The organism is Streptomyces sp. Rer75 (assembly GCF_013414305.1).
GTDB lineage: Bacteria > Actinomycetota > Actinomycetes > Streptomycetales > Streptomycetaceae > Streptomyces > Streptomyces himastatinicus.
Map to the genome: position 1 here is coordinate 634,086 of NZ_CP058693.1, position 14,719 is coordinate 648,804.

The following is a 14,719-nucleotide window of genomic DNA, read 5'->3' on the forward strand; positions in this document are numbered from 1 at the left end:
TCCGCTCCGACCCGTCAGGCGACCGGCTCCTGCCGACGGAGGGTGCGGCCTGGTGAAACAGGGGCGGGACGGCGCGCGCCGTCCCGCCAGGTGGTGCCGCTCTATACGTTCGGGACGCGCAGCTTGTCCCAGCTCTTCTTGCCCGGGATGCCGTCGGCGTCATCGCCGGAGTAGCCCAGCTTCCGCTGCCACGCCGCGTACGACTTCTTGTCGGCGGCCGTCCACTCCGGGCCCGGGCCCTCCTCGTAGCGGTCGCAGTCCTCGGCGACGAGCCGCTTGCCCATGGCGGTGATGATCTTGCTCACGCGGCCGTCGCGGAAGAAGTCGGCGCCCGGGAAGGGCTCGTACGACGCCGGGGGCTTCGGCTTGGTCTCGGTCGGGCCGTCGGGCTTGGTGTCGAGCCGCTTGCCGATGCGCGTGCGCATGGAGCTCATCGTGAAGCCCCGGGGGTCCACCTTGCCCGGCTGCCACTCCAGGTGGCCGATCACGGACCGCTCGCTCCAGCCGTGGGCGCGGCAAATGGCGGCGGACACCTTTTCGATGGCCAGCTTCTGTGCCTCCGGCCACGGGTCCTTGCCGTCGCCGAGATTGACGCATTCGAAGCCGTAGAAGCGGGCGTTGCCGTCCTTGTCGGCCTCGTTGTCGGTGGGCAGCTTGGTCTCGTTGATCACCGCGTTCAGGACGTCATTGTCGCCGAGGCCCGCGTGGTTGGCGCGGCCGTTGCCGACGAGGTGGACCTCGCCCTTCTTGTCGATGACGCCGTGGCACAGCGGTCCCGGCAGCGAGGCGTGGCCCTCGTAGCAGAGTTCGACGGAGCCGGCGGTGCCCGAGGTCACGGTGTGGTGGATCATGACACCGTGCACCGGGCCCCAGGCGCCCTGGGAATTGCGGTTGTGCGAGCGCCAGTTGCGGACTTCGTGGACGGTCAGACCCTCACCACGCAGGGCCTTCAGAAGTCTGTCGGCGCTCAGGGGTGTTGCCATATGGGTGCTCCTTCGGTGCTGCTTGGTATCCGTCTATATACGGATGCCCAGATGGCATGACTCAGTTGCGGTCGGTGTGCGGTGCATCAACTGCCGTACAGACGTGCGTTTCCGGCCTCGCAGTTCGACATCGCGTGCGCGAGGCGGCCTGTTCGGTCCGGCCGGTGCGCGGGGGATGTCGGTAGCATCGCGGTGAACCGCCAGTGGCCAGCCAGTCCGTGAAGGAGTGCCGACGTGCGACTCAGCCCGCGAACCGTGCATGAGATCGATTCGCCGATGGGTGCGACGTACGCCCTGCTGGCGGGCCGCAGTGGTGAGCGTGCGCTGCTCGACCTGGCCCAGGCGGCGCCGAGCTACCCGCCCGCCGCCGAGATGATCGAGCACGTCGCCGCGGTCGCGCACGAGCCGAACGGCGCCGCCTACGTGCCGGCCCCCGGGCTGCCGCGGCTGCGGGAGGCCTTCGCCGCCGATCTCGGCCATGGGTACGGGAGTCCGGTGGGGGCCGGCCAGATGGTCGTCACCGCCGGGTGTAATCAGGCGTTCTGCCTCGTCGCCCAGGCGCTCACCGAGCCGGGTGACGAGGTCATCGAAGTCCTGCCGTACTACTTCAACTACGACATGTGGCTGCGCATGAACGGCGTCGTGCCCCGCTATCTGGAGCCCGGGCCCGATCTCGTGCCGACCCCGGAAGCGGCCGAAGCGCTCATCACGCCGCGCACCCGGGCGATCGTGCTGGTCACCCCGGGCAATCCGAGTGGTGTCACCCTTCCGCCGGAGGTGCTCGCGGGTTTCTACGAGGTGGCGAAGCGGCATGACATCGCGCTGATCCTGGACGAGACCTACCGCTCGTTCCGCGACACCGAGCAGCCGGCGCACCGGCTGTTCGCCGAGCCGGACTGGGCGGGGACCCTGGTGAGCCTGCACAGCTTCTCCAAGGACCTCGCCATTCCCGGCTACCGGGTGGGCGCGGTCGTCGCTTCGCCGGAGCTGAACCGCGAGGTGATGAAGCTGCTCGACTGCGTGGCGATCTGCCCTCCGCGAGTCGGGCAGGAGGCCGCCTGGGCGGGGCTGACCTCGGCCCGGGAGTGGCGGCGTGCGCGGGCGGACGAGGTCACGGAGAAGCGGCGTTGGCTGGAGACCGTGATGGCCGACCGGCCGGGCGGTTTCGAGCTGCTGAGCTGCGGAGGGTTCTTCGGCTGGGTCCGCCACCCCTTCGCCGGGCGCGGCACCGACGAGGTCGTGCGCGACCTCGTCACCCGCTACGACACGCTCGTCATCCCGGGCACCGCCTTCCTGCCCGACGACCGCCAGGTGTTCCGGGTCAGCTTCGGCAACGTCGACCGGGCCGGGCTCACCGAGTTCGCCGGGCGGCTCCGGCTGATGGCCAAGGATGTCCTCGGCTGACCCTGCTCAGCCGGTCAGGTCGTCTCCAGGTCGCTGGTGTGGGTCTCCTTCAGGAACCACACGCACAGCGCGGAGACCACGGCGACCACCACGATGTAGCCGGACACCGGCACCGAGGAGCCGGTGGAGGCGACGAGCTGGGTGGCGAGGAGGGGCGTGATGCCACCGCCGACGATGCCGCTCGCGTTGTAGGCCACGGACGCGCCGGTGTAGCGGTAGCGGGTGGCGAACATCTCGGGGAGGAAGGCGCCCATCGGGCCGTACAGCGCGGCGAAGGCGAGCATCCCGACGGCCATCGCGAGCCCGATGAGCAGGGGCTCACCGGTGTTGATCAGGGCGAACATGGGGTACGCCCATACCGCGGCCAGTACCCCCGCGCTCAGGCAGACGTTGCGGCGGCCGACCCGGTCGGAGAGGACGGCCAGCAGCGGGGTGGCGACGCCCAGGACGAGGGCCGCGGCCATCGCGCACAGCAGCAGCATGTCCTTGTCGAGGTCCAGCACGGTGGTGCCGTAGGAGAGCGCGAAGGTCGTGATGGTGTAGAAGAGCGTGTGCGCGAGGATGAACGCGCAGGTCGCCAGGGCCAGGGTGGTGCCCTGACGGCGGACCACCTCGACGATGGGCGCCTTGGCCCGCTCGTGCTGTTCCAGCGCCTTCCGGAACACCGGTGTTTCGGCGATCCGCATCCGGATGTAGAAGCCGACCACCACCAGCGCCGCGCTGGCGAGGAACGGGATCCGCCACCCCCAGGACTCGAACGCCGCGTCGTCCATCACCCGGCCCAGCAGCAGGAACGAACCGCCCGCGGCGATGAAGCCGATGGCGGGGCCCATCTGCGGGAAGCTCGACCACAGCCCCCGCTTGTCCCGGGGCGCGTACTCCGTGGCCAGCAGCACCGCGCCGCCCCACTCGCCGCCCAGCCCCACGCCTTGCAGGAACCGGCACAGGACCAGCAGGACCGGTGCCGCGATGCCGACGTCCCGGTAGGTGGGCAGCAGTCCGATGGCGACCGTTCCCGTGCCCATGACGAGGAGGGAGGTGACCAGCATCGTCTTGCGGCCGGTGCGGTCGCCGAAGTGTCCGAAGATGACTGCGCCGATCGGGCGGGCGACGAAGCCGACACCGAAGGTGGCGAACGCGGCCAGGGTGCCCGCGAGCGCGGAGAAGGTGGGGAAGAACAGCTTGCCGAGGACGAGCGCGGCGGCGGTCCCGTAGATGTAGAAGTCGTAGAACTCGATGGCCGTTCCGACGAAACTGGCCACCGCGATCCGTGTGGTGGACACCGTACGGACGGCGGGTGGGGCGATGGTGGACATGGCGACGGCTCCTGGGTGACCTTGACTGCGGTCGGAGTATGGGGCGCGGCGGCGGGGCACGCCACCGTTGCCTGTCGGGAATCGGCCGGGTGCTTTCCTCGCTTTGTCGAAATCCCCCGGGGTGCGCGCCTTCCCTGCCGCACCATCCCGCCGGCCCGCCTGGCATGCTGCGGGCATGGTCACGGAAGCTGCCGCGGAGTTCGAATCGCACCGGCCTCGGCTCTTCTCGCTCGCGTACCGGATGCTCGGTTCGGCGAGTGAGGCCGAGGACGTCGTGCAGGACACGTATCTGCGCTGGAGCACGGCCGACCACTCCGCCGTCCGTACACCGGCCGCCTGGCTGACCAAGGTCATGACGAACCTCTGCATCAACCAGCTCACCTCCGCCCGTGCGCGAGTCCGTGTCCCTCGCGCTGCTCACCCTGATGGAGCGGCTCACCCCGGCCGAACGTGCGGTGTTCGTCCTGCGCGAGGCGTTCGGCCACAGCCACCGGGAGATCGCCGAAGCCGTCGGTATCGAGGAGGCTCACTCGCGGCAGTTGCACCGTCGGGCCCGCGACCAACTCAGCCACCCGCGAAGGCACTTCGACGTCGACGACGCACAACGCAAGAAGATCGTCGAGCGCTTCTTCGCTGCCACCTTCGAAGGCGATGTGGCCGGACTCGAGCAGCTGCTCGCCGACGATGTCGTTGCCTGGGCCGACGGCGGCGGCCAGGTGACCGCGGCACGCCGGCCGATCACCGGACACGAGAAGGTGCTTCGCTATCTGCTGGGCCTGGGCTCCCGGCCGGAGGCGGCGCGGGTCAGGGTCGGGTTCGCCGAGGTGAACGGCGAGTCGGGGGCTGTCGTCTTCGCAGGTCGGGCGCTGCTTGCCATCGTCGTACCGGAAATCCACGAGGGCCGGGTGAGCGCGGTTCGTACGGTCATCAACCCCGGCAAGCTGGCCTTCGCCGCCGGCCAGCTCGCGTGATCCACTTCACGTCATGAGCTGTCACGGATGCGCCGGCCCGCCGGTTCAGGAGGCATGACACATCACATCGTGGTTCTGGGAGCCGGGTACGCCGGACTGTCCGCCGCCAAGGGCGTGTCCCGCACATTGCGCCGCGGCGACATACGCATCACGCTGGTCAATGCCGTCGGCCATTTCGTGGAGCGGGTACGTCTGCACCAGCTCGCCGCCGGTCAGCCGCTCAAAGAACCAAGGTTCGCTGGCCGTGGCCGGGGCGGGCCTGACCGGCATCGAGGTGGCCACCGAGCTGGCCGAGGCCTACCCGGGGCGCACGGTGCAACTGGTCACCGGCGGTGAGCTGGGCACCGGGCTCTCGGAGCGCGGCCGACGATACCTCCGCACCGCCCTGGACCGGCACGGCGTCACGCTCCGGGAACACACCCGCGTCTGCGAAGTCGCCGCACACGGCCTGGTCCTCGCCGACGGCGGCGAGATCCCGACCGACGCCGTCGTCTGGACGGCAGGATTCCGCGTACCCGACCTGGCACGCGAGGCCGGGTTCGCGGTCGATCCCCGCGGCCTGATCATGGTCGACACGACGCTGCGCTCGATCTCCCACCCGGAGGTCTTCGCAGCGGGCGACGCCGCAGCGGCGTACGGACCTGACGGCGCCGCATCCCGCATGTCGTGCCAGACGGGGCTGCCGATGGGCGCGTACGTCGCGGGCAGCGTCGCCGCCTCGCTCACCGGCCGTGCCCCCAAACCGCTGCGCCTGCGCTACGTCTGGCAGAACATCAGCCTCGGTCGGCACGACGGCCTCACCCAGTTCACCCGCGCCGACGACAGCCCAGTCGCCGCCGTCCTCACCGGACGCGCCTCGGCCCGGTTCAAGGAGGCCGTCACGAGGGGCACGGTGCTGGCCCTGCGCCGCTGACCCGGGCCGCCACCGGCACCACGGACTCACGTACGGAGCGTCCTGCGCATCAGCGCGTGGAGGCGGAGCCCGAGGTGGAGCGTGAGCCGGTTGTCGCCGTCGGCCAGGTCGAGCCCGGTGAGTTCGGTGATCCGCTGGAGCCGGTAGTACAGCGATGTGCGGTGGAGGTGGAGGGCGCGTGCGGTGCGCGGGGCCGAACCTCCGTGGTCGAGGTAGGTGGTGAGGGTTTCGGTGAGGCGGCCCGACGGGTCCTGCGCGAGGAGGGTGCGCAGCGGTCCGGGCAGCAGCGCGGGGGTCAGGCGGTCCGGCGGGAGCAGCGACAGGGGTGCCAGCGCGCCGAGTTGCTCCCAGTGGACGATGCCGTCGCCGCCGGGCCGCGCACCGGCCGCCCGTGCGGCACCGGTGGCCTGCTCGTACGACATCCACGCCGCTTCGGCGCCGCCGTCCGCGGTCTCGCCGATTCCCGCGACGCACTCCGCCGTCCCGGCCAGCACCGACCGTGCCTGTTCGAGGAGGGCCGAGGCGCGGGCGCGCAGCGACTCGTCCGGCGGGGGGCGGTCGGAGAAGGTCAGCAGCACGCCGTGCGGTCCGTTGAGGCAGAACTCGGTCCGCCACGATCTGTCGGCCGCCACCCGTTCCAGCCCCGTGCGCAGCGCCACCTCCGCCGCTCCCCCGCGGTCGGCGGGTGGGTCACCGGCCACCGTTGCGACCGTGGCGGTGGCGTAGCGGGACGACGGCAGCCATCCACCGCGTGCGAGCGCGTCGCGCCCGGTTTCGCGCACGGTGGCCGAGGGGTTCAGCAGCTGGCGCAGCGCTCCCTCGCGGGCCGTGCGTTCGGTGTCCCCGGCGGCGAAGTCCTGGTACATCAGGGGCGCGAGGGTGTGCGTGGCGGCGGTGACGGCGTCGATGCTGGAGGAGGGCAGGGAGCCGTCGGGGTCGATGACGACGAGCAGGCCCAGCAGTTGGTGCCGCCACCGGATCGGTGCGCACAGCCGGGCCCGCATGCCGAGGTCGGCGCGCGGCGGGATGACGCCGGGTGCGGTCCAGCGGTCGACGCCCTGGGCGAGGATGTGTCCGGCGGCGGCGCTCCCCGCATCGCGCTGGAGCACGGCGCGCACCCGTACCCGGTCCTCGTCGCCGAAGTGGCGGCTGGCGCAGAGGATGTGAACGCGTGGATCGTTGACCGCGACGGAGCGGCCTATGCGCTCGGCCAAGTCGTCCACGACGTCCTGGAGTCGGGCTCCGGGCATCGCGCATCACCTCCCACCGGACGCTGTCACTGACAAGTGAAGATCATTACGCATGTCGGCTGCCAGGTGAAGGGTTATGACCTGGTGTTTTCTACAAATCGAGGATCCGGTACGGCAGGTTTGCGACGGCCGTCGGTGGTCCGGACACGTCGCGACGCGCAGGATCGGGCCATGCGCAGGGGACGACGGCTGGACGGCCGCACCGCACTCGTCTTCGGGGCCGGTTCGAGCGGTGACGGGGTGAGCAACGGCCAGGCGGCCGCGCTCGCGTTCGCCCGGGAGGGCGCGCGCGTCGCGACGATCGACATCGACGGGGACCAGGCGCGGCGTACGGCCGAGGCGATCACGGCCGAGGGCGGTGAGGCGCTGCCCCTGACGGCCGATGTGACGGTCGAGGAACAGGTGGCGGCCGCCGTCGTGGCGGCCGAGCGCGCCTTCGGCGCGCCGACGGTGCTGCACAACAACGTGGGCGTGGCCCGCTTGGGCGATGTCACCGGGCTGAGCCTCGCCGAGTGGCGGTCCACCCTCGCGGTCAACGTGGACGGTGTCTTCCTGACCTGCAAGCATGTGCTGCCGCGGATGGTGGCGGCGGGCGGTGGCGCGGTCGTCAACGTGTCGTCGATCGCCGCGATACGCGACACCGGTTACCCGTACCCCGGCTACAGCGCGGCGAAGGCGGCGGTCAATCAGCTCACGGTCACCCTGGCCCTGCGCCACGCCGCCGAGGGCATCCGCGTCAACGCCGTCCTTCCGGGGCTGATCGACACCCCGCTGGTGGCCCGGCAGATCGTGGCCGGTGCCGACGACCCCGGGGCCGCACTGGCGGCCCGCCACGCGGCGAGCCCGACGGGACGCATGGGCAGCCCCTGGGATGTCGCGGCGGCCGCCGTCTTCCTCGCCTCCGACGAGGCGGGTTACGTCAACAGCGTGTGCCTGCCGGTGGACGGCGGTCTCACGGCGCGCTGCTGAACTCCGCTCCGGGGTGCTTCGAATGCCGCGTTGCAGGTCCCCTCTTCGCCGTCGAAGGGCTCGACGACGAAGAGGAGGCCGGGCCCGTCATGAGGCGAACTCCGCGACGTCGCCCAGCGCTTGGTCGACCGCGACGACGATTTCCTCGATCTCCTCGGAGGAGATCACCAGCGGCCACTTGGCGAGTGTGGACACCAGAACACCCCTCGCCTCCATCGCCAGACGGAGCAGATCCGGCTCGTCGGACTCGATCGCGTACATCAGGCCGGTTCCCCGGACCGAGGTGACCTGCGGGTGCCTCTTGACGACGGAGGTCAGCCGACGTTCCAGCTCCGCACCGCGGGCCCGGACGTTCTCCAGGATTCCCTCGGTGGTCAGCGCTTCGACCACCGCCATCGACGCGGCGAGCGACAGCGGGTGCCCGTCGTTCGTCGAACCGATGAAGAACTGTTGGTCGTAGGGCAGGCCCCGGACCGCCTGGTACACCTCGTCGGACAGCACCACGGCCGACAGCGGGGCGTAGCCCGAGGTCAGCCCCTTGCCGAGGGTGAGCATGTCCGGCCGCAGGTCCAGTTGCCCGCTGCGGGTGAAGGCGCCGGTTCGGCCCATCCCGGTGGTGACCTCGTCGACGATGAGATGGATGCCGTGCGTCCGGCAGAACTGCGCCAGCGAGGTCAGGTACTCCCGTGTCAGCACGTGTCCGCCCTCGCCGACAACGGGTTCGACCACGACCGCGCTGACGCGTTCCGGGCCGAAGTCCGTCATCAGCCGTTCGAGATCGCTCGCCTGCCCGTCACCGTGCGCCTCGAACGGCCCCGGTGCGTGCATGACGTCCGGCAGGAGCGGCCCGGCCTGGTGATGCACGTACGGTATGCCGGTCAGGGCACCGCCGCCCGCCCCGAGCCCGTGGAAGCCGCGCCACATCCCGAAGACCGTGTTGCGCTCCGGGGCTCCCTGTGCCCGGTGCAGGAACCGCGACAGCAGGACCGCCGTCTCCACCGCCTGGGAGCCGTTGCTGCAATAACGGATCTTGTTCAGATGCGACGGCAGGTGCGGCAGCAGCGCCTCGGCCGCCTCCATCGAGAGGGCGCTGGGCCGTCCGTAGCCGATCAGGTTGGCGTACGGCAGGGTGTCCAGCTGCCGTCTGATGGCTTCCTTGATGCCCGGGTGGTCGTATCCGAGCGTGACGTTCCACAGGCCGGAGCGGGCGTCCAGCAACCACCTCCCGCCGGTGTCCCGCACCCGCACGCCCCGCCCCTCGGCCAGCATCGTCTCCGGGGAGACGGTCTTGAGGTAGGCGCCCATGGCGGGACTGTTCCACAGGGGATAGTCCTCAGAGCTGATCATTCGTCACCGGCGACGAATTCGTCGATAGCCTTGGCCAGTTCGGTGACCGTCGGGTTCTCGAAAACCATCATCAGCGGCAACTCCTTGTCGAACTTCTCCCGCAGCTTGTACGTCGCGAGAGTCGCCAGCATCGAGTTCCCGCCCACGGCGAAGAAGTCGTCGCTCGTGCTGAAGGTGTCCTTCTTCAGCACCTCGACCCAGACCTCGGCCACCGTCTTCTCGGTCGCGGTCTCGGCGCCGTCCACGGCCGGCGTTCCGGTTTCGGAGCTCATGACACGGTTCCCTTCGTTGGTGTCCCGGCCAGGCGGGACAGCGGAGTGTGCGGAGTGCGCAGAGCCGTGTTCAGCACGCGTACGAACTCGGCGCACAGGTACTCGACCCGGGACGGGCCGAAGACATCGAGGCTGTACTCGGCCACGCCGGATACGCCGTCGTCACCGCGGGTGAGCAGGACGTCCAGGTCGAACTTCGACGTGCCGTTGTAGACCTCCAGTACCTCCGCCCGGACACCCGGCAGGCGCAGGGCGCGTCCGCGTACGTCCTGGAGGGAGAACATGACCTGGAACAGCGGGGAGTACAGCGCGTCCCGCTTCGGGTTGAGCACGCCGACCAGCTCGTCGAACGGCAGGTCCTGGTGCGCGAAGGCGCCCACGGCCGTGTCCCTGGCCCGGCCCAGGATCTCGGTGAAGGCGGGGTCTCCGGACACATCGGTGCGCAGGACCAGCGTGTTGACGAAGAACCCGATGAGCGAGTCGGCGGCCGGGTCCGTGCGGCCGGACACGGCGGTTCCCACCGCCAGGTCCGTGCTGCCGCTGAAGGCGGCCAGGGCCGCCTTCAGCCCGGCCAGCAGCCCGGTGAACTCCGTCGCGCCGTGCCGCGCGCACAGCTCGGCGAGCCGCTGTGCCGCGTCGCCGTCCAGCAGCCGGAAGCGGTGCAGCCCGCCCGCTCCCGTGGGCCGCGACGGTCGGGGAGCCCCGTCCGACAGGTCCAGGGGCGGCACACCGGCGAGCCTGGTGCGCCAGTAGGCCAGGCTCTCCCCGCCCGGCCCGGGGGGTTCGGCGGCGACGCGGAACCAGGGGAAGGCGGCGCCTTTCGGAACCCGGAAAACCCCGGCGGGGCCCAGCTGCGAAACGGTCATGCCCTGTGCGAGTATGGCCGCCGAGTACGCCAGGCAGCAACAGTCAGGTGCTGTTCCACCAGCGGATCGCGGGCGTCCCGTTCCGCTGTGTCGTACGGCATGATCTCCCCGGGAGACTGGACATGCGCGCATACTTATCCCTGCTGAGCAGACCGCAAGTGGCCCGCCTGGCCATCTCGGCGGTAGCGAGCCGTATCGCCGCGCCGATGCTCAGCCTGAGTCTGCTCCTGGCGGTGAACTCCTCCCTCGGCTCGTACGGTTCGGCCGCCGGGGTTCCTCTCGGGGTACGCGGCGGCGCTGGCCGTGGCCGTTCCGGTGGCCGGCCGGCTCGTGGACCGGCTGCGGCCCCGCCGGGTCCTGGCCTACTACCTGGTGGCGAACATGGCCGCGTACGCGGTGCTGCTGTGGGCCCTCACCCAGCACGCCTCCGTGGGAGTGCTGATCGCGAGCGCGGCGGCGCTCGGCGCCACCACCCCGCCCGCGGGCCCCGTGGTGCGCTCCAGCTGGCCGGTGCTGGTGTCCGGGGAGCAGCTGAAGACGGCCTTCGCCCTGGACGCGGTGCTCAACGAGGTCATGTTCGTCACCGGCCCCCTGATCGTCTCGGGCCTGATGGCCTTCGCGTCGCCGAACGCCGCGGTGGTCTTCGCGGCGTGCAGCACGACCGCCGGAGTGCTGCTGTTGCTGACGGTCTCCCTGCCGCCGCCGAAGGGGGAACGTGCGGAGCGGCATTTCCTCGGTCCCCTGTCACACGGGCAGGTCCGGGTGCTGCTCGGCATCGTCGTCTGCGACACGGTCGCGTACGGCGGAATGGTCGTGGCGATCGCGGCGCTGGCCGGTGGGGACGGCGCCGGCGGTTCGTCCGGTGTGCTCCTGAGCGTCCTGTCCCTGGGCGCGGTGATCAGCGCGCTGATCTACGGGGCGCGCGAGCGCAAGGGACGTCCGGGGCCCCAGCTCGCCCTGTACCACGCCGCCTCCGCGGCACTCCTCCTGATCAGCGCCCAGGTGTCCCATCTGGTGTGGGCCGGGCTGGTCCTGCTGGCGGTGGGCATGGTCGGCGGCCCCCGGGACACCCTGCACCAGGTCGTGCTGGGCGAGGCCACGCCGGAGGAGTACCGCACCGAGGCGTTCGCCTGGATGAGCACCTTCATGTGGGGTGGTTACGCGCTCGGCTCGTCGCTCTCCGGCCAGCTGGTCAGCGCGGACGACGGCTCTCACACCTGGGCGTTCGCGGCCGCGGCAGCGGCGGCGGCACTGGCCGCGGTGGTGTCCCTGCTCGTGCGCCCGACTCCGGCCACGACCGGCGTGGCGGAACAGGCGTCCGCGGGCGAGGACGGCAAGGCCGCGGCCCGCCAGCCCGGTGCCGACCCCGCCACCGACTCCTCCCCCGGCGAGTCCTGAGCCGACGAGGACCGGCGTGGACCGGGCGAGGACCAGGCGAGCAGCGGCGGGAAATCCTTTAGCTGCGCAGCATCTTGACACTTCGTCACCCGTGCCTTCTCTTAATACCGCACAAAGTCGAACGCCCCCACACAGCACCGCACGGATGACGAGGAGTACCGGACATGACGTCACCCCACCCCAGACGCCGGGCCATGGCCGCCGCTCTGGCGGCCGTCACGTTCACGATGGCCGCGCCGGTCGTGGCGCAGGCAGCCGCCCCCGCGAAGGCACCGAGCGCCGCCCAACAGCGTTCGCCGCAGGCCGCGTTGGCGACCATCACCTGGACGCTGCAAAAGGTCAGCAATCCCACCCCGGACCAGCAGGACGCGTACAACCGCATCACCGCGGCCATGAACGCCGCGGTGGCCCGCTACAACAACCTCAGCGATCTCGGCAAGAACATCACCGTGCAGTACAACCCGGGTGTTCCCACCGCGGACGGCAACATCAACGGGACGATCCGCTTCGGCAACCGCGCCTATATGACCGAGCGCACCGCACTGCACGAGATCGCGCACACGATAGGCGTCGGCACGAGCAGCCGTTGGGCCGCGCTCACCAGCGGCGGCACATGGCGTGGCGCGGAGGCCACCAGGCTCGTCCGGCAGTACGACGGCGCCAGTGCCACGCTGTCCGCCGGAGGCGGCCACTTCTGGCCGTACGGTCTGAACTACGACAACGAGTTCTCCCAGACCGCGGCCGACCGGCACGTCAACATCGTCGCCGCGATGGTACGAGACGGCCTGTAGCGAACCCCGTGGCCCGTCATGCGGCGTGGCCGTAGTCGGGCAGGACCAGGCCGGTGTCGGCCGCGCGGAACTCGGCGCCCGTCAGCTCGGCGGGGTTGAGCAGGGCCGCGTTGCGGGCGTCGAGCACTTCCCGGGTGCCGGGGATCGTGATGGCAGCACCCGCGGTGGCCAGGGCCTGGTTCTGCGCCGCCGGTGATGGCTTCGGGGCGGAGCGAGCCGATGAGGTGTCCGTCGGCGTCCACGTACGAGTGTCGACGTGGGCTTTCCGCAGCTGCGGGAGCAGTCCCATGCGGTCCGCGACGCCGCGGGCCGTGCCGCGGATGTCGATGGGATAGCCGCCGCCGCGGATCGCGGATGCCTTCTCGACGACGGTGACCTCGAAGCCGTAGCGATCGCTCAGCCGAGCAGGTCCAGGACGGGCGCGAGCCCCGCCGGACGCCGGTCGACCGGCAGATGGTCGACGAAGTGCACCGGACAGCCCAGCGCCTCCGCGCCACCGTCCGCGACGCGGTTGTCCCCGACCATCAACACGTCGGAGGGTGACAGGCCGAGCGCGTCGCAGGCGGCCCCGAAGATGGCGGGGTCGGGCTTCTGCGTGCCCAGCTCGTAGGAGAGCACATAGGCGTCCACCAGCCCATCGAGGTCATGCGCCCGGAACACCGGCCGCAGGTCCCAGCCGATGTTGCTGACCACGGCCACCGGGATCCCGCGTCGGCGCAGTTCCCGCAGCGTTGTTCCGGTGTCCGGGTAGGGGTGCCAGGCGGCGGGCATCCGGTGGCGGTCGTACAGCGCCTGCGTCAGCTCCGCCCGCGGCAGCCCGGCCTCCTCGATCAACCCGCTGTAGGCCGCACGATGCTGATGGGAACTCAGATCCCGTTCGTGCCACAACCCTTCGAGCCGCGAGGGGATGCGCTGGGGCGAGGGTCCGCCCGGCAGTGCTCCGCACTCCGTCAGCCGCCGCACCCAGTCGGCGAACTCCTCGCCGTCCACCGGGACCGCGGTCTCCGCCAGGACCGCGCCGAGCCACTCCTCGACCGACTCGCACCGCAGCAACGTTCCGGAGAAGTCGAACATCACTCCCTTGACCATGCCGTCATCGTAAGCCGCCGCCGCTCACGGGGACATGGCAATCCGTACGCGGTCGCTGTCGTTCTCGGACAGGAACGAGGCCAGGCCCTGGCCCTCCTCGGTGACGGCCGCGCGCTCGGCCCGGGAGAAGCCCCGCAGCGGGGTGACCACGACGGTGTCCGCGTCGACCGTCCAGGTCGCGGCGACCCGGCCGTCCACCAGCACCATGCGGGCGCCCGCGACGGACAGGCCACGGTGGACATCGTCGATGATCCGGCTGCGGTCGTGGTAGCCGAGGATCGCGTTGTCGAACGCGGGCAGGAAACGCACCGGGGCGGGTGTGCCGGGGTCGGGGCGCGGCGCGTCGGGCAGGTCGAGCAGTTCGCGGCCGCGCGCGTCGCGGAAGGTGACCAGCTCCCCGCGGACGGCGGCCACCGCGGCGGGCAGTCCGGCGAGGCCGCACCAGGCGCGCAGGTCGGCCGAGGCCGCGGGGCCGAACGCGGCCAGATAGCGGCGCACCAGCGCTTCGCCGACCGGGTCGGTCCCCTCAGGGGCGGACGGGGCGATCTCGCGGCCCAGCCAGCGGGTGAGCGGGGTGTTGCGCACCCCCGACCTGACGCGCCACAGCCCGCGCGGCGGCAACTGCGCGACCGGGACGAGGGCGGCGATCGCCATCTCGCCCAGTGCCCTCGGGTTCGGCGCGGGCCAGCGGTCGGCGAGGATCCGCGCGACCTCGGCCATCGAGCGGGGCTCGCCGTCGGCCAGCACCGCGCGGGCCGCGGCGGCGAGTTCGGCGAGGTCCACCCCCTCCAGATCGCGGCGGTAGGTGCCCATCACCTTCTGGCGCAGCATGGTGTCATGGCGCGCCCGCCAGGCCAGGGTGTCGTCGGCGGTGAGGAGGTGCACGGTGCGGCGCATGAGGTGGGTTCGTACCACGTGCCGCCCGGTCAGCAGGCCGTCCAGGGCCGCCGGGTCGAACGCGCGCAGCCGCGACCAGAGGCCGGTGAACGGTTCCTGCGGCTCCTGCGCCTGAAGACCGCCGAGGTGCGCTACGGCGTCGAGCACCGGTACGTCGGCGCGGTCGAGCAGCAGCTGCCGGGCCAGCGTCGCGCGGCCCAGCGCCCGGTTGTCGAGGACGGTCATCCTCATCGTCACACGTGGTCCCTTCGGT

14 protein-coding genes and 2 pseudogenes are annotated in these 14,719 nt (G+C 71.2%); 7 read left to right on the forward strand and 9 right to left on the reverse strand.

Annotation, left to right across the window (positions count from 1 at the left end):
* Nucleotides 1–101: 101 nt before the first annotated feature.
* Nucleotides 102–983, reverse strand: a complete 882-nt coding sequence (locus HYQ63_RS02050) for a peptidoglycan-binding protein (protein WP_179932215.1) — start codon at nucleotides 981–983, stop codon at nucleotides 102–104.
* 234 nt (nucleotides 984–1,217) lie between these two features.
* Between HYQ63_RS02050 and HYQ63_RS02055 the strand changes: the two genes are divergently transcribed.
* The gene (locus HYQ63_RS02055; protein WP_179932216.1) at nucleotides 1,218–2,387 is read left to right on the forward strand and encodes an aminotransferase; all 1,170 of its coding nucleotides are present in this window, start codon (nucleotides 1,218–1,220) and stop codon (nucleotides 2,385–2,387) included.
* A 14-nt stretch (nucleotides 2,388–2,401) separates the two neighbouring features.
* Here HYQ63_RS02055 and HYQ63_RS02060 read toward each other — a convergent pair whose 3' ends face one another.
* Complete coding sequence (locus HYQ63_RS02060) at nucleotides 2,402–3,703, reverse strand: MFS transporter (RefSeq protein ID WP_179932217.1); 1,302 nt, start codon at nucleotides 3,701–3,703, stop codon at nucleotides 2,402–2,404.
* A gap of 241 nt (nucleotides 3,704–3,944) precedes the next feature.
* Here HYQ63_RS02060 and HYQ63_RS44265 point away from each other — a divergent pair.
* From HYQ63_RS44265 to HYQ63_RS02070, 3 genes and pseudogenes are all read left to right on the forward strand, one after another.
* Nucleotides 3,945–4,034 (forward strand): annotated as a pseudogene (locus HYQ63_RS44265) (RNA polymerase subunit sigma-24); the annotation flags it as partial.
* Nucleotides 4,035–4,092: 58 nt separating this feature from the next.
* Nucleotides 4,093–4,674, forward strand: a complete 582-nt coding sequence (locus tag HYQ63_RS02065; RefSeq protein WP_257231539.1) for a sigma factor-like helix-turn-helix DNA-binding protein — start codon at nucleotides 4,093–4,095, stop codon at nucleotides 4,672–4,674.
* A 244-nt stretch (nucleotides 4,675–4,918) separates the two neighbouring features.
* A complete protein-coding gene (locus HYQ63_RS02070) occupies nucleotides 4,919–5,587 on the forward strand; it encodes an FAD-dependent oxidoreductase (protein WP_257231540.1) in 669 nt (222 codons plus the stop codon).
* A 26-nt stretch (nucleotides 5,588–5,613) separates the two neighbouring features.
* On the opposite strand, the gene HYQ63_RS02075 is transcribed toward HYQ63_RS02070, so the two are convergent.
* Nucleotides 5,614–6,837 (reverse strand): CdaR family transcriptional regulator, encoded by a 1,224-nt coding sequence (locus HYQ63_RS02075; protein WP_179932218.1) that lies wholly within the window; start codon nucleotides 6,835–6,837, stop codon nucleotides 5,614–5,616.
* Nucleotides 6,838–7,008: 171 nt separating this feature from the next.
* Between HYQ63_RS02075 and HYQ63_RS02080 the strand changes: the two genes are divergently transcribed.
* A complete protein-coding gene (locus HYQ63_RS02080; protein ID WP_179932219.1) occupies nucleotides 7,009–7,806 on the forward strand; it encodes an SDR family NAD(P)-dependent oxidoreductase in 798 nt (265 codons plus the stop codon).
* Nucleotides 7,807–7,893: 87 nt separating this feature from the next.
* Here the strand turns inward: HYQ63_RS02080 and HYQ63_RS02085 are convergent, their stop codons facing one another.
* Genes HYQ63_RS02085 through HYQ63_RS02095 form a run of 3 tightly spaced genes read right to left on the reverse strand, consistent with a single transcriptional unit; the run spans nucleotide 7,894 to nucleotide 10,291 of the window.
* Complete coding sequence (locus tag HYQ63_RS02085; protein ID WP_179932220.1) at nucleotides 7,894–9,153, reverse strand: aminotransferase class III-fold pyridoxal phosphate-dependent enzyme; 1,260 nt, start codon at nucleotides 9,151–9,153, stop codon at nucleotides 7,894–7,896.
* Nucleotides 9,150–9,425, reverse strand: a complete 276-nt coding sequence (locus HYQ63_RS02090) for a phosphopantetheine-binding protein (protein ID WP_179932221.1) — start codon at nucleotides 9,423–9,425, stop codon at nucleotides 9,150–9,152. Before HYQ63_RS02090 ends, HYQ63_RS02085 begins: the two co-directional genes overlap by 4 nt.
* Nucleotides 9,422–10,291, reverse strand: a complete 870-nt coding sequence (locus tag HYQ63_RS02095; RefSeq protein ID WP_179932222.1) for a condensation domain-containing protein — start codon at nucleotides 10,289–10,291, stop codon at nucleotides 9,422–9,424. Before HYQ63_RS02095 ends, HYQ63_RS02090 begins: the two co-directional genes overlap by 4 nt.
* A gap of 288 nt (nucleotides 10,292–10,579) precedes the next feature.
* Between HYQ63_RS02095 and HYQ63_RS02100 the strand changes: the two are divergent.
* Nucleotides 10,580–11,689 (forward strand): annotated as a pseudogene (locus HYQ63_RS02100) (MFS transporter); the annotation flags it as partial.
* A 164-nt stretch (nucleotides 11,690–11,853) separates the two neighbouring features.
* Complete coding sequence (locus tag HYQ63_RS02105; protein WP_179932224.1) at nucleotides 11,854–12,480, forward strand: hypothetical protein; 627 nt, start codon at nucleotides 11,854–11,856, stop codon at nucleotides 12,478–12,480.
* A gap of 16 nt (nucleotides 12,481–12,496) precedes the next feature.
* Here HYQ63_RS02105 and HYQ63_RS45835 read toward each other — a convergent pair whose 3' ends face one another.
* The 3 genes from HYQ63_RS45835 to HYQ63_RS02120 form a co-directional block, all read right to left on the reverse strand.
* Nucleotides 12,497–12,769, reverse strand: coding sequence for a hypothetical protein (locus HYQ63_RS45835; protein ID WP_373689010.1), 273 nt, complete (start codon nucleotides 12,767–12,769; stop codon nucleotides 12,497–12,499).
* A gap of 107 nt (nucleotides 12,770–12,876) precedes the next feature.
* Nucleotides 12,877–13,569, reverse strand: a complete 693-nt coding sequence (locus tag HYQ63_RS02115) for an HAD family hydrolase (protein ID WP_179932225.1) — start codon at nucleotides 13,567–13,569, stop codon at nucleotides 12,877–12,879.
* A gap of 24 nt (nucleotides 13,570–13,593) precedes the next feature.
* Nucleotides 13,594–14,691 carry a winged helix DNA-binding domain-containing protein gene (locus HYQ63_RS02120; protein ID WP_179939655.1) on the reverse strand — a complete coding sequence of 366 codons (1,098 nt, stop codon included), beginning with the start codon at nucleotides 14,689–14,691 and terminating at the stop codon, nucleotides 13,594–13,596.
* Nucleotides 14,692–14,719 lie beyond the last annotated feature (28 nt).